Source organism: Streptosporangium sp. DT93 (genome assembly GCF_049844535.1).
GTDB lineage: Bacteria > Actinomycetota > Actinomycetes > Streptosporangiales > Streptosporangiaceae > Streptosporangium.
In genome coordinates this window covers 323528-340734 of record NZ_JBNCLF010000004.1, presented here as the reverse complement: position 1 = coordinate 340734, position 17207 = coordinate 323528, and the positions used below count along the sequence as shown (strand labels likewise).

Annotated in this window: 16 protein-coding genes; 9 read left to right on the top strand and 7 right to left on the bottom strand. The window is 71.5% G+C overall.

The features are described 5' to 3' along the window. Positions 1 to 118 precede the first annotated feature (118 nt). From ureG to ACLQ2R_RS11900, 5 genes are all read right to left on the bottom strand, one after another. The gene (gene ureG, locus ACLQ2R_RS11920) at positions 119 to 787 is read right to left on the bottom strand and encodes an urease accessory protein UreG (protein WP_425959677.1); all 669 of its coding nucleotides are present in this window, start codon (positions 785 to 787) and stop codon (positions 119 to 121) included. Between the two features lie 27 nt (positions 788 to 814). Further along, positions 815 to 1786: an urease accessory protein UreF gene (locus ACLQ2R_RS11915; protein WP_425959483.1), complete on the bottom strand. Its 972-nt coding sequence runs from the start codon at positions 1784 to 1786 to the stop codon at positions 815 to 817. 118 nt (positions 1787 to 1904) lie between these two features. Continuing rightward, the gene (locus ACLQ2R_RS11910; RefSeq protein ID WP_425959482.1) at positions 1905 to 3620 is read right to left on the bottom strand and encodes an urease subunit alpha; all 1716 of its coding nucleotides are present in this window, start codon (positions 3618 to 3620) and stop codon (positions 1905 to 1907) included. Further along, entirely contained in the window at positions 3610 to 3936 is a 327-nt protein-coding gene (locus ACLQ2R_RS11905; RefSeq protein WP_425959481.1) for an urease subunit beta, read from the bottom strand. Before ACLQ2R_RS11905 ends, ACLQ2R_RS11910 begins: the two co-directional genes overlap by 11 nt. 175 nt (positions 3937 to 4111) lie before the next feature. Next, a complete protein-coding gene (locus tag ACLQ2R_RS11900; RefSeq protein WP_425959480.1) occupies positions 4112 to 4414 on the bottom strand; it encodes an urease subunit gamma in 303 nt (100 codons plus the stop codon). A 326-nt stretch (positions 4415 to 4740) separates the two neighbouring features. Here ACLQ2R_RS11900 and urtA point away from each other — a divergent pair, with 326 nt between their 5' ends. The 7 genes from urtA (at position 4741) to ACLQ2R_RS11865 (ending at position 11899) form a co-directional block, all read left to right on the top strand. After that, positions 4741 to 5982 carry an urea ABC transporter substrate-binding protein gene (gene urtA / locus ACLQ2R_RS11895; RefSeq protein WP_425959479.1) on the top strand — a complete coding sequence of 414 codons (1242 nt, stop codon included), beginning with the start codon at positions 4741 to 4743 and terminating at the stop codon, positions 5980 to 5982. A 152-nt stretch (positions 5983 to 6134) separates the two neighbouring features. Continuing rightward, positions 6135 to 7001 (top strand): urea ABC transporter permease subunit UrtB, encoded by an 867-nt coding sequence (gene urtB / locus ACLQ2R_RS11890; protein ID WP_425959478.1) that lies wholly within the window; start codon positions 6135 to 6137, stop codon positions 6999 to 7001. After that, a complete protein-coding gene (urtC, locus tag ACLQ2R_RS11885) occupies positions 6998 to 8104 on the top strand; it encodes an urea ABC transporter permease subunit UrtC (protein ID WP_425959477.1) in 1107 nt (368 codons plus the stop codon). Before urtB ends, urtC begins: the two co-directional genes overlap by 4 nt. Then, positions 8101 to 8859, top strand: coding sequence for an urea ABC transporter ATP-binding protein UrtD (gene urtD, locus ACLQ2R_RS11880; protein ID WP_425959475.1), 759 nt, complete (start codon positions 8101 to 8103; stop codon positions 8857 to 8859). Before urtC ends, urtD begins: the two co-directional genes overlap by 4 nt. Next, positions 8837 to 9526, top strand: coding sequence for an urea ABC transporter ATP-binding subunit UrtE (gene urtE, locus ACLQ2R_RS11875; protein WP_425959474.1), 690 nt, complete (start codon positions 8837 to 8839; stop codon positions 9524 to 9526). Before urtD ends, urtE begins: the two co-directional genes overlap by 23 nt. A gap of 199 nt (positions 9527 to 9725) precedes the next feature. Beyond that, positions 9726 to 10862 carry a transporter substrate-binding domain-containing protein gene (locus ACLQ2R_RS11870; RefSeq protein ID WP_425959473.1) on the top strand — a complete coding sequence of 379 codons (1137 nt, stop codon included), beginning with the start codon at positions 9726 to 9728 and terminating at the stop codon, positions 10860 to 10862. After that, a complete protein-coding gene (locus tag ACLQ2R_RS11865; protein ID WP_425959471.1) occupies positions 10859 to 11899 on the top strand; it encodes a hypothetical protein in 1041 nt (346 codons plus the stop codon). The genes ACLQ2R_RS11870 and ACLQ2R_RS11865 overlap by 4 nt, the downstream gene beginning before the upstream one ends. Here the strand turns inward: ACLQ2R_RS11865 and ACLQ2R_RS11860 are convergent. Both ACLQ2R_RS11860 and ACLQ2R_RS11855 read right to left on the bottom strand, forming a co-directional pair. Then, positions 11877 to 13304, bottom strand: a complete 1428-nt coding sequence (locus ACLQ2R_RS11860; protein WP_425959470.1) for a pyridoxal phosphate-dependent decarboxylase family protein — start codon at positions 13302 to 13304, stop codon at positions 11877 to 11879. The two genes, ACLQ2R_RS11865 and ACLQ2R_RS11860, sit on opposite strands and share 23 nt — an antisense overlap. Before the next feature lie 128 nt (positions 13305 to 13432). Continuing rightward, the gene (locus ACLQ2R_RS11855) at positions 13433 to 14257 is read right to left on the bottom strand and encodes a helix-turn-helix domain-containing protein (RefSeq protein ID WP_425959469.1); all 825 of its coding nucleotides are present in this window, start codon (positions 14255 to 14257) and stop codon (positions 13433 to 13435) included. A 175-nt stretch (positions 14258 to 14432) separates the two neighbouring features. Between ACLQ2R_RS11855 and ACLQ2R_RS11850 the strand changes: the two genes are divergently transcribed. Beyond that, positions 14433 to 15632, top strand: coding sequence for a ricin-type beta-trefoil lectin domain protein (locus tag ACLQ2R_RS11850; protein ID WP_425959468.1), 1200 nt, complete (start codon positions 14433 to 14435; stop codon positions 15630 to 15632). A 186-nt stretch (positions 15633 to 15818) separates the two neighbouring features. Next, positions 15819 to 17174 (top strand): M23 family metallopeptidase, encoded by a 1356-nt coding sequence (locus tag ACLQ2R_RS11845; protein WP_425959467.1) that lies wholly within the window; start codon positions 15819 to 15821, stop codon positions 17172 to 17174. Positions 17175 to 17207 lie beyond the last annotated feature (33 nt).

The window sequence follows — 17207 nt, the reverse complement described above, 5'->3', positions numbered from 1 at the left end:
CGGGGACCGCCCGGAGCGGGCGAGCTGCTCGGACTGCCCGGTCCTCGGGCGGGTGAGGACCGGGGTGCGGGTGGGAGGGGGGACGGGGCCGGTGGCCGGTGTGGGATCGGGCACGGGATCAGGCGTGGGAGTGGGTGTGGGCCCAGGACTCGACGAGGCCGCTGACCCACTCGGAGACCGCGTACGCGTTCGGGTCCTCCCTGATCGACGTGAACAGCACGGGCCTGCCCTCCCGTACGGCCGCCGCGTCGCGTGACATGACCGTGAGGTCGGCGCCGACCATCGAGGCCAGGTCGGTCTTGTTGACCACCAGCAGGTCGGCCGTGGTCACGCCGGGGCCGCCCTTGCGGGGCACCTTGTCGCCGCCGGACACGTCCAGCACGAAGATCTGCCGGTCGGCCAGGCCCCGGCTGAAGGTGGCCGTGAGGTTGTCGCCACCGCTCTCCACGATCACCAGGTCCAGGGGGCCGAACCGCTCCTCCAGGGTCTCCACCGCGTCCAGGTTGGCCGCGATGTCGTCGCGGATCGCGGTGTGCGGGCAGCACCCCGTCTGCACGGCGGTGATCCTCTCCGGGTCCAGCACGCCCGCCCTGCGCAGGAAGTCGGCGTCCTCGGTGGTGTAGATGTCGTTGGTCACCACGCCCAGGCGCATGGTCGGGCCCAGGGTCCGGCACAGCGCCGCGGTCAGCGCGGTCTTGCCGCTGCCGACGGGGCCTCCGATCCCCAGGCGCAGGGCCCGGCCGTGCGGGTCGGCCGCGTGGTGGTGGTCGTCGTGGTTGGCGCCCACGGGGGTCACCGTCCTTCCAGGTGGTCGTCAGGAGACGAAAAGGCGTAGATCCGCGCGGATGTGGCGTTCGGCGAGCAGGTCGAGGGCGGGGGCGGCGTGCGCGGGCAACGCCTCCCAGCCCGTGAGGCCTCCGGAAGTCCCGGGGCCGGTCAAACTTCCGGGACCGGTCGAGCTACCAGAGCCGGTCGAGCCTCCGGGGCCGGCCGAGTCGGGGGAAACGGCCGGGCCTCCGAGGTCTCTGGAGCCGGTCGGGTTCCCGGGGTCGCCCGGGACGGCGGGAACGGTCACGACGGTGGCCGCGACCCGTTCCAGGGCCGGGGCGAGGTCGGCGAGCAGCCGGTGGACGGCGACGGGGTCGAGACCGAGCAGCCGGACCGCGGCGGTCGCGGGCGCGGTGACCGAGGTGTACGCCGCCGCGAGGGCGGCCTCGGCCGGGGAGCACCCCGCCACCGCCGCCACCGCGCCGAGCGCGAGGGGATGATGGACGCCCTGGGGTACGGCTCCGGCCTGCGCGTCGAGCAGCGGTGACGGCCAGATCCTCCGCGAGGTCCGCAGCAGCAGCCTGCCCTGCGTGCGGCTCGCCTCCCGCTGCGCGGGAGAGGAGATCCTGGCGTCGGCCTCGGCGTCCAGCCGCACCCACCCCGCACCGTCCTCGGGCACGCGGGGAGCGGCACCCGTGGAGCCGGTGGTGAGGGGGGCGGCACCGAGGTGATCGGTGCCGGAACGGCCGGCGGTGTGGCGGGCGGCTTCGGGAGGGAGGGGGGTGAGGCCGGCGGTCTCAGGAGGAAGGGTGACGAGGTGGGTGGCGTACTCGCAGGCCGCGGCGGCCAGGGCGGCCGTCACCAGCCCCGCGGTGGCCAGGCGGCCCCGCAGGAAGGCGGCGAGGCCGACGAGGTCCTGGATCGCGCCCATCCTGACCGCCTCCTCCACCCCTCCCGAGTGGCCGTGGCCCCCGGCGGGCAGCCGGGAGTCGGCCAGGAGCAGCAGGGCGGCGTTCATGTGCCGGGGCCTCCTTCGCGGCCGGACGGAGCGGTGACGATCGGGGACGGCGGGGTGAACGAAGGCGCTGGACGGCCGAAGCGGTGAAACGGCCGAAGGCGGGACGGTCGAGGGGCGGTCAGAACAGGAAGTAGCGCTGGGTCATCGGCAGGGTCTCCGCGGGGGCGGGTTCGATCAGGACGCCGTCGACGCTGACCGCGAACGTGTCGGGGTCCACGTCGATCCTGGGCATGGCGTCGTTGAGCGGCATGCTCTCCTTTCCCCGGCCGCGCACGTCGCCCACCGGCAGCAGGCGCCTGCGCACGGCCAGGCGGTCGGCGAGGCCGTCCTCGATCGCCATCGGGGCGACGAAGTGGACCGACGTGGCGGCGGCGGTGACCGGGGACGCGCCGAACATCGGGCGCGGCATCACCGGCTGCGGGGTCGGGATGGAGGCGTTGGCGTCGCCCATCTGGGCGTAGGCGATGACGCCGCCCTTGACCACCAGGTCCGGCTTGACGCCGAAGAACGCCGGGTCCCACAGCACCAGGTCGGCCAGCTTGCCGGGCTCCACCGAGCCGACCTCGCCGTCCAGGCCGTGGGCCACGGCCGGGCAGATCGTGTACTTGGCGACGTAGCGGCGGGCGCGGAGGTTGTCGGCGGGGCCGTCCCCGGGCAGCGAGCCCCTGCGGCGCTTCATCACGTGCGCGGTCTGCCAGGTCCGGATGATCGTCTCGCCCACCCGGCCCATCGCCTGCGAGTCCGAGCCGATCATCGAGATCGCGCCCATGTCGTGCAGGACGTCCTCGGCGGCCATCGTGGAGGGCCTGATCCGGGACTCGGCGAAGGCCAGGTCCTCGGGGATGGTCGGGTTGAGGTGGTGGCAGACCATCAGCATGTCGAGGTGCTCGTCGAGCGTGTTGACGGTGTGCGGGCGGGTCGGGTTGGTCGAGGACGGCAGGATGTTGCCGTAGGAGGCGACCCGGATGATGTCCGGCGCGTGGCCGCCCCCGGCACCCTCGGTGTGGTACGCGTGGATCGTCCGGCCGCCGATGGCGGCCAGCGTCGACTCCACGAACCCGGCCTCGTTGAGGGTGTCGGTGTGGATCGTGACCTGGGTGCCGGTGGCGTCGGCGACCGACAGGCAGGCGTCGATGGCGGCCGGGGTGGTGCCCCAGTCCTCGTGCAGCTTGAAGCCCGAGGCCCCGGCGCGGAGCTGTTCGAGCAGCCCCTCCTCGCTGACGGTGTTGCCCTTGCCCAGCAGCGCGACGTTGACCGGGTAGGAGTCGAGCGACTCCAGCATCCGGGCCAGGTACCAGGTGCCGGTGACGGTGGTGGCCTTGGTGCCCTCGGCGGGCCCGGTGCCGCCGCCCACGATGGTCGTGACCCCGGCGGCGAGGGCCTCGTCGAGGATCTGCGGGCAGATCAGGTGGACGTGGGAGTCGATCGCCCCGGCGGTCACGATCTTGCCGTTGCCCGCGAGGATCTCCGTCGAGGGGCCGATGACGAGGTCGGGGTGGACGCCGTCCATGGTGTCGGGGTTCCCGGCCTTGCCGAGGGCGACGATGCGCCCGTCCCTGATCCCGATGTCGGCCTTGACCACGCCCCAGTGGTCCAGGATCACCGCGCCGGTGATCACCAGGTCGGGTGAGCCCTCCGCCCGGGTGGTCCTGGCCTGGCCCATCGACTCCCTGATCACCTTGCCGCCACCGAACACGGCCTCGTCGCCCGCCCCGGCGGGGCCCATCGACAGGTCCTCGGTGACCTCGACGAGCAGGTCGGTGTCGGCCAGCCTGATCCGGTCGCCGGCGGTGGGGCCGTAGAGCGCGGCGTAGCGGGATCGTTCAACGAACACGGGGGCTCCCGTCGAGAGGTCCGGCCCACTCGGGGCGGAGGCCGGGGACGATCCGCGACCCGCCGATCGGCACCAGGGTCACGTCGCGCTCCACGCCGGGCTCGAAGCGCACCGCGGTCCCGGCCGGCACGTCCAGCCGGGTGCCCCAGGCGGCCTGGCGGTCGAACTCCAGGCCGGGGTTGCAGGCGGCGAAGTGGTAGTGCGAGCCGACCTGGATCGGCCGGTCGGCGACGTTGACGACGCGGACGACGATCCGCTCGCGGCCCGGGTTGAGCGGGACGGGCGCGTCGCCGTACAGGATCTCACCGGGTCTCATCGGGACTCACGGCTCCTCGGGGTTCACGGGGTCGGCCGGGGTGCGCAGGGGCGGCCGAGGGTCACGGGATCGGCCGGGACGCCCGGGGACGATCGGGGGTCACGGGATCGGCCGGGACGCCCGGGGACGGCCGGGGGCCATGGGATCGGCCGGGGTTCACAGCGGTGGCCCGGGGTCATGGGATCGGCTGGTGGACGGTGACGAGCTTGGTGCCGTCGGGGAAGGTGGCCTCGATCTGCACCGACGTCAGCATCTCGGGCACCCCCTCCATGACGTCGTCGCGGGAGAGCACCGTGCGGCCCGCCTCCATCAGCTCGGCGACGCTGCGGCCGTCCCTGGCCCCCTCCATCAGGAAGGACGCGATGATCGCCGTCGCCTCGGGGTGGTTGAGCCGGAGACCACGTGCCCTGCGGTCCCGGGCGACCCCGGCGGCGACGTGGATGAGCAGGCGTTCCTGCTCGTGTGGTGTGAGCCGCATTCCCGGACCATAGGAACCGGTGGTTTCCATGGTGTTGCACGTCGATGTCGTGCCGGTTTCCAGGTGCCGCGAGCCGCCCGGACCGGGCGGAACCGGCCTCCGGAACCTCTTCGCGGAAGGCCCCCGGCATCTTTCGACGTAGATATCACGAAATGGCGTCACCGACGGCGCGGAGGTGGTGAATCGCGCGCCGCCATCTCCTGTCACGACGGTGAAATCCCGGCCATCCGCAATTAACAACCGTGAACTCACCGGGAAACCTCACTCGGTCACCTTGGCGGCAGATAGATCGGTGCGGGGGCCGTACCGGCAAGGAGGAATAGTCAATGAGGAACACAGCATGGCGTTCCGCGGCGATCGCCGCCGCGCTGGCCACAGCCCTGACCGCCTGCGGCGGTGAAGCCCCCGCCGGCACGAGCGTCGCCTCGGCCGGAGGCGGCGCGGAGGCGGAGGGCATCAAGGTCGGCATCCTGCACTCGCTGAGCGGCACCATGGCCATCAGCGAGGTGACGGTCAGGGACGCCGAGCTGCTCGCCGTCGAGGAGATCAACGCCGCCGGGGGAGTGCTCGGCAAGAAGCTGGTCCCGGTGGTGGAGGACGGCGCGTCCGACTGGCCCACCTTCGCGGAGAAGGCCACCAAGCTCATCCGCCAGGACAAGGTCGCCACCACCTTCGGCGGGTGGACCTCGGCCAGCCGCAAGGCGATGCTCCCGGTCTTCGAGCGGAGCAAGGCCCTGCTGTGGTACCCGGTGCAGTACGAGGGCCTGGAGAGCTCGCCGTACATCTTCTACACCGGCGCGACCACCAACCAGCAGATCATCCCGGGCCTGGACTACCTCAAGGAACAGGGCAAGAAGAAGATCTTCCTGGTCGGCAGCGACTACGTCTTCCCGCGCACCGCGAACAAGATCATCAAGGCGTACGCGGCCGCGAACGGGATGGAGGTCCTCGGCGAGGAGTACACCCCGCTGGGCCACACCGAGTACAGCACGCTGACCAACAAGGTCGTCCAGGCCAAGCCCGACGCGGTCTTCAACACCCTCAACGGCGACAGCAACGTCGCCTTCTTCAAGCAGCTCGCCAGCGCCGGCGTCACCGCGAAGGACATGCCCGTGCTCTCGGTGAGCGTCGCCGAGGAGGAGGTCAAGGGCATCGGCGTCGACAACATCGCCGGCCACCCGGTCGCCTGGAACTACTACCAGACCACCGAGACCCCGGCGAACGAGAAGTTCGTCGCCGCGTTCAAGGCCAAGTACGGCGCCGACAAGGTCACCTCCGACCCGATGGAGGCCGGCTACAACGCCGTGTACCTGTGGGCCGAGGCCGCGAAGAAGGCCGGGACCGTCGAGGTCGAGGCCGTCAGGAAGGCCGCCGGGGGCATCGCCCTGGACCGTCCCGAGGGCCTGGTCACCATCGACGGCGAGAACCAGCACATGTACAAGACGGCCCGGATCGGCGTGATCCAGCCCGACGGCCTCATCAAGGAGGTCTGGAACTCCGGCGAGCCGATCAAGCCCGACCCCTACCTCAAGGGCTACCCCTGGGCGAGCGGCCTGGCCGACGGCTGACCCCACAGACCGGCTCCGGGCCGTGACCGGATCACGGACAGCACCGTGACGCGTCCGTCCCGCACCGCACCGCCGTGCCGCACCCACCGCGCCGGTAGGGGACGGACGCGGCACGGCCCGGAGCCAGACACCCGCAGGAAGGGGACCTCCCGGTGGAGGCGTTTCTCAACCAGCTCCCGATCGGCCTGTCCATCGGAGCCGTGCTGCTGCTCATCGCCGTCGGCCTGACGTTCACGTTCGGCCAGATGGGCGTGATCAACATGGCCCACGGCGAGTTCATCATGGCCGGGGCGTACACCGCCTACCTGCTCCAGGACCTCACCGGCCGGATGGCCGTGATCGTCGCACTGCCCGTGGCCTTCCTGGTCGCCGGGCTGATGGGGCTCGTCCTGGAGCGGCTCGCGATCCGGCACTTCTACGGGCGCCCGCTCGACACCCTGCTGCTCACCTGGGGCGTCAGCCTGGTGCTCCAGCAACTCGCCCGCGACCTGTTCGGGGCGCCCAACGTGCAGGTCCAGGCGCCTGCCTGGCTGCAGGGCGGCATCGCGTCCCTACCGTACAACCGGCTGTTCATCTTCGGCCTGGCGATCGCCACCGTGGTCGGCGTCTGGGCGTACATGAACCGCACCGGCCAGGGCCGCCGGATGCAGGCCGTGATGCAGAACCGGCAGCTCGCCGCGGTCAGCGGCATCAACACCGCGCACGTGGACCAGCGCACGTTCTTCATCGGCTCCGGCCTGGCCGGGGTCGCCGGGGTGGCCCTCACCCTCATCGGCCCGGTCGGGCCCGCCCTGGGCACCTACTACATCGTCGACGCCTTCCTGGTGGTCGTCGCCGGAGGGCTCGGCCAGCTCCGCGGTGCCGTGATCGCCGCCGCCGGGCTCGGGCTGCTCAACTCCTACGCCGAGTTCTGGACCGACGCCAGCCTGGCGAAGGTCATCGTGTTCGCCGCCATCATCGCCTTCCTCCAGTTCAGGCCGCAGGGCCTGTTCGTACTCCGATCGAGGGCACTCACGTGAATCTCGCACGCCTCAGGGGGCCGGGGGTCTTCGCGGCGGTGGCCGTCGCGGCCCTGGTCGTCGCGCCGCTCCTGCTGGAGCCCTTCCGCCTCGGCCTGCTGGCCAAGTACCTCTGCTTCGCGATCGTCGCCCTGGGCATCGGCCTGGCCTGGGGGCAGGGCGGCATGCTCGTCCTGGGCCAGGGCGTGTTCTTCGGCCTCGGCGGCTACGCCATGGCCATGCACCTGAAGCTGGTGGACGCCCGGGGCGACCTGCCCGACTTCATGGTCTGGAGCGGCGTCGAGCAGCTCCCCGCCCTGTGGAGGCCGTTCGCCAGCCCGGTGTTCGCGCTGGTCATGGTCGTGCTCGGGCCGATGCTGATCGCGACCCTCCTGGGCCTGCTGGTCTTCCGCCAGCGAGTGCGCGGCGCCTACTTCGCGATCCTCACCCAGGCGCTCGCCGCCGCGTTCGTCATCCTGCTCATCGGACAGCAGGGCCTCACCGGCGGCACCAACGGCCTGACCAACTTCTACGACCTGTTCGGCCAGGACCTGGCGGCCGACTCCACCCAGCGCGGGCTGTACCTCGTGGTCGCCGTCGTCACCGGCCTGCTCTACCTGGGCGCCCGGCACCTCGTGAACAGCCGCTTCGGACGGCTGCTCGTCGCGATCAGGGACGGCGAGGACCGCGTCAGGTTCCTCGGCTACGACCCGGCCCTGGTCAAGACCGTCGTCTTCGCGCTGTCGGCGGGCATGGCCGGGCTCGCCGGGGCGCTGTTCGTGCCGGTCGTCGGGATCATCTCGCCCGCGCTGCTGGGCGTGGTGCCCTCCCTGGAACTCGTCGTCGCCGTCGCGGTGGGCGGCAGGTACGCCCTCGCCGGGGCCATCCTCGGCGCGATCGTCATGGGATACGCCAAGACGACCTTCAGCGAGCAGTTCGCCGACGGCTGGCTCTACCTGCAGGGCGCGCTGTTCATCCTGGTCATGACGCTGGCACCGAAGGGCGTCTGGGGCCTGGCCTCCTCGGCCCGCGAGGCCCTGGCCCGGCGCTCCACGCGCCCGCCCGCCCCGGCGCCCGTACCCGCGGACGCCCCCGGCGGCAGGATCATGGAGGAGGTCCGATGAGAGCGATGCTGGAGGTACGCGGGCTGAGCGTCGTCTTCGACGGCTTCCGCGCCGTCGACGGCGTCGACCTGACCGTACGGGAGGGGGAGCTGCGCTTCCTCATCGGCCCCAACGGCGCCGGGAAGACCACGCTCATCGACGTGATCACCGGCCTGACCCGTCCCACCACCGGCCAGGTCCTCTTCGACGGCCGCGACCTGGCCGGCCTGCGCGAGCACCGGATCGTCCGGCTCGGCGTCGGGCGGACCTTCCAGACCTCGGTGGTCTTCGAGGAGCTCACCGTGGCGGAGAACCTCGACCTGGCCGCGTCCTTCCGCCGCCCGCTCTGGTCGCTGGCCAGGCGCGGGCGCGGGATCTCCGACGCCGTCGCCGAGGCGCTGGAGACCACCGGGCTGAAGGACCTGGCCGCACGCCCGGCCGGGGTGCTCTCCCACGGCCAGCGGCAGTGGCTGGAGATCGGCATGCTGCTCACCCAGCGTCCCAGGCTGCTCCTGCTGGACGAGCCGGTGGCCGGGATGTCCAAGGACGAGCGGGAGCGCACCGGCGAGCTCCTGACGTCCGTGGCGAACGACCACACCGTGATCGTGATCGAACATGACATGGAGTTCCTGCGCAGGTACGCCTCGCAGGTCACCGTCCTGCACGAGGGCAAGGTGCTGATCGAGGGGTCGGTGGACGAGGTCCGCGACGACCCGCGCGTGCAGGAGGTCTACCTCGGAAGGAAGCGGAGCGATGCTGTCGGTACGGGAACTTGACGCGGGGTACGGCAGGGCCCGGGTGCTGTTCGGGGTCTCCCTGGAGGTCGAGCCGGGACAGCTCCTGTGCGTGATGGGCCGCAACGGGGTGGGCAAGACCACCCTGCTCAACACCGTGACGGGCGTGCTGCCCGCCACCGCGGGCACCGTCGTCTTCGAGGGCCGCGACGTGACACGCCTGCCGCCGCACGAACGGGTGCGCCTCGGCATGGCGTACGTCCCCCAGGGGCACGAGACCTTCCCGCAGCTCAGCGTGCTCGGCAACCTCCAGGTGACGCTGGAGGCCGCCAGGGGGCCCAAGGAGGCGCTGGAGGAGGCGCTGGAGACCTTTCCCCGGCTCAAGCCGCTGCTCAAGCGGCGCGCCGGGTTCCTGTCCGGCGGCCAGCAGCAGCAGCTCGCCATCGCCAGGGCCCTGGTCACCCGCCCCAAGCTGCTCATCCTGGACGAGCCCACCGAGGGCATCCAGCCGTCGATCATCATCGAGATCGAGGAGGCGATCGAGCGGCTGCACGCCTCGGGGCTCTCGGTGCTGCTGGTCGAGCAGTACCTGGACCTGGCGCTCCGGCTGGCCGACCGGTTCGTCATTCTCGACGCCGGGCACGTCGTCCGTTCCGGAGCGGCCGCGGAACTGCGCGAGGAGGGGATCCACCGCCTTCTCGCCGTCTGAACCCCGGAGAAGCGGCATTTGATCTCTTCTTGGTGAAGGGGCTCCCACCGCGTGTGACGGCGGCATAGCCTGATCCGTACGAGAGAGTCCGGGGGTGTGAGCGGTGGGGAGACCTGCGGACGGGGGAGGGCGTGAGCGGTGGTTCGGCCGCCGGCCGGGGCAGCGGGCGACCGTGCCGGCGGGCGCCGGGCCCGATCGCGTGACCCGATCCGGTGACGACGACCGCGAGCGCCTCACCGGCGCCGCTCCCGGCGAGCCCGGTGACGCCGGTGATCACGCCGCCCTCGGCGGTCCGGGTGACCCCGGTGACCCGGACGGGCGGTACGCCGGGCCGCCCCCGCAGTCCCCGCAGCCCCCCAGGATCCGTCGCTTCCGCCGTTTCCGGCTGGTCGCCTGGATCGCGGTGGTCCTCGCCGCCGCCGTGGTCGCCGCGTCCGTGGCGTGGGTGAACGGCCCCCCCACCGAGGCCGAGCTGCGGGAGAAGGCGGGCCTGTTCGAGAGGGACAGGCTCCGGATCGGCGTGAAGGTCGACACCCCGGGCATCGCCCTGCGGGAGCGGACCGGCAGGCGCGTCTTCACGGGCTTCGACATCGACATCGCCTACATGATCGCGGCCGATCTGGGCTACCTGCCCGACCAGGTCGAGTTCCTGGCGATCGAGACCGAGGACAGGGCCCGCATGCAGGCCCAGGACGCCGACGGCCGGTTCGTCAAGGTCGACCTGGTGGTCGCGACCTTCAGCGTGACCCCCTCCCGCAAGGCCGACCCCTCGGTCGGCTTCTCCACCCCGTACCTGTTCACCGAGCAGTCGGTGGTGACCAGGTCGGAGTACCCGGGTTCGATCACCTCCCTGGGCCAGCTGGAGGGCAAGAAGGTCTGCACGCTCGGCACCTCCACCTCCGAGAGCGAGCTGTCCAGGGCGACCAGGGCCGTCGTCACCGGCAAGAACCTGATCAGCGACTGCGTGAGCGGCCTGCGGGACGGGGACTTCGACGCGGTGACCACCGACGCGGCCCTGCTGGCCGGGTTCGTCGCCCGTTCCGGCGGGAAGCTGCGCCACCACGACATCGCGCTGGAGAAGACCGAGATGTGGGCGGTCAACGCCGGGTCCAACGCGGCCCTGCGCACCCTGGTCGACCTCTCGTTCTACCGCTCCTACGCCGACCCGCAGGACCGGCGCTGGGAGAACGCCTACCGCGACCACATCGACCCGCTGCTGTCGGCCAGCCCGCAGGTGAACGTGGCCCAGGCCGAGCAGCCGTGCGCGCTGCCGCCGCCGGTGCGCCGCTGGCCCTGGGAGCGGTCCCTTCCCGTCCAGGACTGCCCCTCCCGTTGAAGACCGAGACGCGGATCGTGAGGACCGAGGCGCGGATCAGGGACGCGCCGAGGAACCAGGAGTGGTTCCTCACGCTGCTGCCGGTCTTCCCGATCGTCCTGCTGGTGATGCGGCTCTGGTACGCCAGCAGGCAGGACACCCAGACGCTGCTGCTGCTCGTGCAGACCATCAGCCCGCTGGGCCTGCTGAGCGCGGTCCTGCTGACCACGATGTGGGTGCTGCCCGTCGCCTGCGTCGGCGGCAGGCTGCTCGGCACCCTCTACTGGATCAGCACGGGCCGCTCCTCGTGGCTGGTGCGCTCGGCGCGGCGGCTGCCCGGCTGGGTGGTGGTCCTGACCGTCGTGGTGGGCGTGTGCACCTGGCAGCTGCGCTTCCTGCCGACCCTGATGATGCTCTCGCTCGCCCTGGCCGGCCTGACCGTGCGCGACCGCCTCCCCGGCCACGACGGGGTGCGCACCGCGCTCTGCTACGGGCTGCCCGCGGTCGCCGGGGTGCTGTCGTACGTGCTGCTCTGGCCCGCCATCGTCGCCGCGTTCACGCAGCGGGACGTGGCGACCGCGCTGCTGCTGACGCTCCCCCCGGGGGTGGCGGTGCTGCTGACCGGCCCGGTTCCCTCGGCGCCCGCCAGGGTGCTGACCCACGGCATCGCGATCGCGATGGCGGTGCTCACGCCGCTCCTGGTCGGGGTGGTCGTGATGCGGGCGCCGATCCTGCCGCTGGTCGCCGTGCAGATCGACGGGGAGAGCGCCCCCGAGGTGCTGGTCGGACATCTGGTCGCCACCGACGACCAGATGTCCACGGTGCTGGGCCGCGACGGCGCGGTGAGCTTCGTCCGCAACGACCGGCTGCGCTCGAAGGTGCTCTGCCCCGACCCCGGGGAGGTGCCCAGGACGTGGGTGAACCTGAACGGCTGGTACGTCGAGCAGAGCGTCATCTCCTGGCTCGCCCCGGCCTCGACCAAGGCGCCGGCCGACCCGCGCTGCCAGGGCCGCCCGGTCGCGGACGACGGGAAGCTCAGATCGGGCGGCGAGCGATGATCTCCCGGATGACCGAGACCAGCAGGTCCACGTCGCTCTCGGTGGTGCGCCAGTTGAAGATGGCCGGGCGCAGCGCCGTGACCCCCCGGTAGGTCGTGGTCCCGGCGTAGACGCGGCCGTCGGCGAGCAGCTCCGCGCCGATCCACGCGTTCAGCGCGTCCAGCTCCTCCTCTCCCACCCCCGGCGGACGGTAGCGGAAGCAGACCACGGCCAGCCGTACCGGAGCCAGCAGTTCCAGGTCGTCGGCCTCCTCGACGACCGCGCCGAGCCGCAGGGCCAGGTCGTGATGGCGCTCGACCATCTCCCGGTGCCCCTGCCTGCCGTACGCCCGCAGGGTCGCCCAGATGGGCAGCGCCCGCGCCCGCCGGGAGGACTCCGGGCCCAGCATGTTGTAGTTGACGTGCGGGTCGTCGCCGGCCGGCAGGTAGGCGGCGCCCCACGCGCCGAACGACCTGGCCATCAGCTCCGGCTCCCGGACGAAGGCGAACCCGCTCTCGTAGGGCACGTTCAGCCACTTGTGCCCGTCGGAGGTCACCGAGTCGGCCCGCTCCACCCCCCTGACCAGGTGCGACAGGCGCGGCGAGAGCGCCGCGAACAGCCCGAAGGCCCCGTCCACGTGCAGCCACGCTCCGTGCCGCTCGGCCAGGTCGGCCATGGCGTCGATGGGATCGAAGTCCCCGGCGTTCACCTCGCCCGCGTTGGCGACGATCACCGCCGGGCCGTCGATCTCGCCGAGCGCCCGGTCCATGGCCGCCAGGTCGACCCGCCCGACCTCGTCCGCGGCCAGGATGCGCGCGGCGTCGCGTCCGCAGCCGAGGATCTGCAGCGCCTTGCGGCTGCTCGGGTGGAGGTACCCCCCGGCCAGCACGGGCATCCGCGGCAGCCCCGCCAGTCCGTCCGCCGTCACGTCGGCGCCGTGCCTCTCACCCCACCACTGCCGGGCGCAGGCCAGGCCGGTGAGGTTGGCGAACGTGGCGCTGGGGGTCAGCACCGCGCCGTACGAGGACGGCAGCCCGAACAGCTCCTTCAGCCACCCCAGCACGACGGTCTCCGCCCGGGTGGCGAACGGCGAGGTCAGCCAGAGCCCCCCGACCTGGTCGAGCAGCGTGGTCGTCCAGTCGCCCGCCTGGGCCGCCGGGGTCGAGCCGCCGACGATGAAGTGGAAGAACCGGGGCCCCGAGGAGTGCGTGGCCGCGCCGGTGCCGACGTGCAGCAGCCGCCGGACGGTGTCCATGGTGCCCTCGCCGCGCTCGGGAAACGGATGGTCGAGCAGGTCGAGGAGATGGTCGGCCTTGTGGTCGTGGACGGGCCGGTCGTCGAGGGAGCCGAGGTAGGGGCCGGCGGCTCGGGCCACCTCTTCCAGTGCGGCCGCCGCCTGGTCACGCTCGTACAGGGGATCGCTCATCCCCAAGGATGAGCATGTCGCCTCCCGGCCCGCCACTCCGTCCCGCATCGCGGAACCGCCCCGACCGCGCGGACACGCCGTCCCGCATCAAGGCGTCCCTGCCCGCCGGCCGGGAGCGCGGGAAGCCCTCACTGCCATGCCTTCACATGCCAGCTCACCGGCGACTCCTGGCGGGCGCCGTCGGGCAGGTTCAGCAGGCCGTTGTCGACGATGTGGTTCTGCGCCATCTGCCGTTCGCCGGCGGCGTCCACGCTGATGACGTAGAACTTGGCGCGCATTCCGACAGGTTCCTTCAGGATGAGGCGGGCCACGGAGGATTCCCCGACGCGGGTTTTGAGGATCTGGGCCTTGACGTAATACGCGGGGTGAGGGTTTCGCAGGTCGACGTTGGGCACCTCCTCGACGACGAGGTATTTCCGGTCCGATGCCAGCACGCATTTCACCTCGGTCGTGACATCCATGACCTCCCCGCTCTGTGGCGGCACGTAAAACGACATCGGATAGTCCACCGCACACGGCGGCGTGGTGGAGCGTTTCATCCAGACCGTGATCGAGATCCCGGCGACGCACGCCACGAGGGTCGTCACGAGGATGATCGCCGTCCTCCTGCGATCCCTCTCCCGCGCTGTCGGGGGAGGCGCATCCCGCGGCGCGGCGCAGGGTTCCAGCGCATGCGCCTGTCTCCACAGGTCCGTCATGGCCGGCACCTCGGTGCCGCACAGCTCGGCCCAGCGGATCGCCTGCTTCTCGTCGGGCAGGGATCGAGCGTTGAGCCAACGGCTCACGGTCGCCTTGGAGGAGAACATCTCCACGGCGAGAGCGTTCAGGCTGAGGTTCGCCTTCTCCCGCCCCCTGCGCATCTCCTGGATCAGAGCCGCGCGCGCCGGAGGCACATCCGACGGCAGATCTCCCAACTGTCCGGGACTACGGCGACGGGGAGCCTCCTGACCCATGCTGCCTCCCTGTGATCGGTTCGTCACTCACTCACTCACGAAACGTTCCACATCGAGTTGTATTCGGGAAGGCGAAAGAGCTGAAACGTTACGCGGGACGTTGACCGGTTCCATGCGGGCCCGGGTTTCCGGAATCTCTGAGGAGTACGCAAACGGCAGAGAAAAAGGGGACCCCATGGGAAGAGCGATGCGCTGGAAAACGCTCGCGACGGTGACCGCGCTGCTCTCGGCGATGGCATCGGCCGTACCACCCGACGCTCACGCGGCCGCGGTGACCGGCCCGATCAAAGGCATCGCCGGCAAGTGCCTGGAAAACGCCGGGGGCAACACCGCCGACGGCAACCCGATCGTCCTGCGGGCCTGCAACGGCACCGCCCATCAGCGGTGGACCCTGCCCGGCGACGGCACGATCCGGGTACAGGGCGATCACTGCCTGGCGGTCAAGGGCGCCGGCACCGTCTCGACCACCCCGGTATGGCTGTACACCTGCGACGGCGGCCCCGCGCAGATCTGGACCCCCCGGCCGAACGGCACCCTCGTCAACGACCACTCCGGCCTGTGCCTGGCCTCCAAGAACGCCGGTACCGCCGACGGGAACCCGATCTGGGTCTACACCTGCGACGCCGGCCCGGCACAGCTCTGGCAGGTTCCCGCCGGCACGGTCGACCCCTCCGGGCAGGCCATGCCCAGGGGCGACCTGCCCGGATGGCGGCAGGTCTTCACCGACGACTTCGCCACCCCCGTACCGCTGGGCGGCTTCCCCGCCGCGGTGGCGAGCAGGTGGACCGCCTACGACAACGGCCCCGACACCTTCGGCAACGGCTGGTACGCCCCCAGGAAGGTGGTCAGCATCGGCAACGGCATGATGAACATGTACCTGCACACCGAGGACGGCAGGCACCTCGTCTCGGCACCGCTGCCGATCATCCCCGGCCACGCCAACGCCTACCACGGGCTGACCTACGGTCGCTACGCGGTGCGTTTCCGTGCCGACGCCGTGGCCGGTTACAAGACGGCCTGGCTGCTGTGGCCGGACTCCGACACCTGGTCCGACGGAGAGATCGACTTCCCCGAGGGAACGCTGAACGGCCGCATCGAGGCGTTCATGCACCACCGGGGCGCCCCTCAGTCGCAGGACCACTTCCCCACCACCGCCACCTACGGCGGATGGCACACCGCCGTCATCGAATGGACTCCCCAGTCGGTGCGGTTCGTGCTGGACGGAACCACCATCGGCACCAGCACGAACACCGCGCTCATCCCGAACCGGCCCATGCACTGGGTGCTGCAGACCGAGACGACCCCCACCGGGCCGGCCGACACCGCGAAGGGCAACGTCCAGATCGACTGGGTCGCCATCTGGGAACGCGCCTGACACTCCCGCCCGGCGCCGCGGGGGCACCGTCCCCGCCGGGCACCGCCCTCCGCCGGGCACCTCGGCCGTGACAGGCGGGCCGGCCGGTCCGTCGCGGCCCGCCTGTCACGGCCCGGCCTCTCAGCCCCTCCATCGGCACATTCACCCGCCGCGCCCCCCGCGGCACCCTCGCGAAGGAGTCATCCGATGACCGACACCGAATTCCCCGGGCTTCCGGAGAGATCGGACGCAGTGACGGCCCACCCCCACCGGCCCCTGATCCGGTTCCGGAGGGCAGCCGTTCTCACGGCCGCGTTCGCCCTCTCCTGGGCCACGACGGCCCTCACGGCGCCGGCGCACGCGGCCCCGGACGGCTACCTGTGGTGGCCGGCGAACGGCGTCGTCAGCGGCGCCTGCGGCGAGGCCCGCCCCACGCACACGCACGCGGGCGTCGACATCGCCCGCACCCCCTCCACACCCGTCTACGCCTCCTACGACGGCACCGTCGCCTGGAAACCCGTGGACCCGACCGGATACGGCAACTACCTGGACATCGTCCACTCCGGTGGCTGGTCGACCCGCTACGCGCATCTGGCCCAGTCGCCGAGCAACCCACTGGTCCCGAACGGCGCGACGGTCACCCGTGGCCAGTTGATCGGCCACACCGCCGTCAACGGCAGTTCCACGGGCCTGCACGTCCACTTCGAGATCCGCAGGAACGGCGCGATGCAGTGCCCGGCCAACGCCGGTACCGGCACGTCGATCACGGGTCTCACCCCGACCTCGATCAACATCGGTGCCCCGGCCACACCGGAGGCCGTGGCCAACGGCGGCGGCGTCCACATCACCGGCCCGAACTCCTACACCGACTTCTCCAGCACCGGTCAGGTCTATGCCTGGAACGGCGGGCACCACGGCGGCTCTCCCACCGGTTACTCCGGCCGCTTCGTCGACGGCAAGGTCACCTCGGGCGGGGGTGGTTACTGGCTGCTGAGCTCCGCCGGCCAGGTCTACGCGTACGGGAACGCGCCGTACAAGGGCGGCAGTCCCACCGGTTACCAGCAGGAGATCGTCGCCATGGCCGCGATGCCCGACGACCAGGGGTACGTCATGATGAGCGCCGGCGGCCAGGTCTACGCGTACGGCTCGGCCGTCTACCGGGGCGGCGGCCCGACCGGCTACACGGGCAGGTTCGTCGACGTGGAGATGACACCGGACGGAGGCGGTTACTGGCTGCTCACCTCCGCCGGCCAGATCTACGCCTACGGCAACGCCCAGTACCTGGGCGGCAGCCCGACGGGATTCAGCCGTGCCATCGTCGCCATGTCCCCCACGCGCGACGGACAGGGCTACGTGATGGTCAGCAAGGCCGGGCAGATCTACGCCTACGGCAATGCCCGCTACCTGGGCGGCTCTCCGGGGGGAGTCGCCGGCGAGGTCTCCGACGTGAGCTACCGGACGGACGGAAACCACGGGTACGTGATGGTCTCCACCACCGGTGGGCACTACGCATACGGCACACCGTGGCTGGGCAATCCCACCGGCACCACGGCCATCTTCTGATCTTCCGGTGAAGGTCACGCGCGGCGTCTCCGG

Bases quoted from the DNA above. Each gene is read 5' to 3' on its own strand.
- urtD (WP_425959475.1), top strand. From the start codon at position 8,101: ATGAGAGCGATGCTGGAGGTACGCGGGCTGAGCGTCGTCTTCGACGGC.
- ACLQ2R_RS11860 (WP_425959470.1), bottom strand. From the start codon at position 13,304: ATGAGCGATCCCCTGTACGAGCGTGACCAGGCGGCGGCCGCACTGGAA.
- urtE (WP_425959474.1), top strand. From the start codon at position 8,837: ATGCTGTCGGTACGGGAACTTGACGCGGGGTACGGCAGGGCCCGGGTG.
- ACLQ2R_RS11900 (WP_425959480.1), bottom strand. From the start codon at position 4,414: ATGCGGCTCACACCACACGAGCAGGAACGCCTGCTCATCCACGTCGCC.
- ACLQ2R_RS11845 (WP_425959467.1), top strand. From the start codon at position 15,819: ATGACCGACACCGAATTCCCCGGGCTTCCGGAGAGATCGGACGCAGTG.
- ACLQ2R_RS11915 (WP_425959483.1), bottom strand. From the start codon at position 1,786: ATGAACGCCGCCCTGCTGCTCCTGGCCGACTCCCGGCTGCCCGCCGGG.
- ACLQ2R_RS11855 (WP_425959469.1), bottom strand. From the start codon at position 14,257: ATGGGTCAGGAGGCTCCCCGTCGCCGTAGTCCCGGACAGTTGGGAGAT.
- urtA (WP_425959479.1), top strand. From the start codon at position 4,741: ATGAGGAACACAGCATGGCGTTCCGCGGCGATCGCCGCCGCGCTGGCC.
- ACLQ2R_RS11905 (WP_425959481.1), bottom strand. From the start codon at position 3,936: ATGAGACCCGGTGAGATCCTGTACGGCGACGCGCCCGTCCCGCTCAAC.
- ACLQ2R_RS11850 (WP_425959468.1), top strand. From the start codon at position 14,433: ATGGGAAGAGCGATGCGCTGGAAAACGCTCGCGACGGTGACCGCGCTG.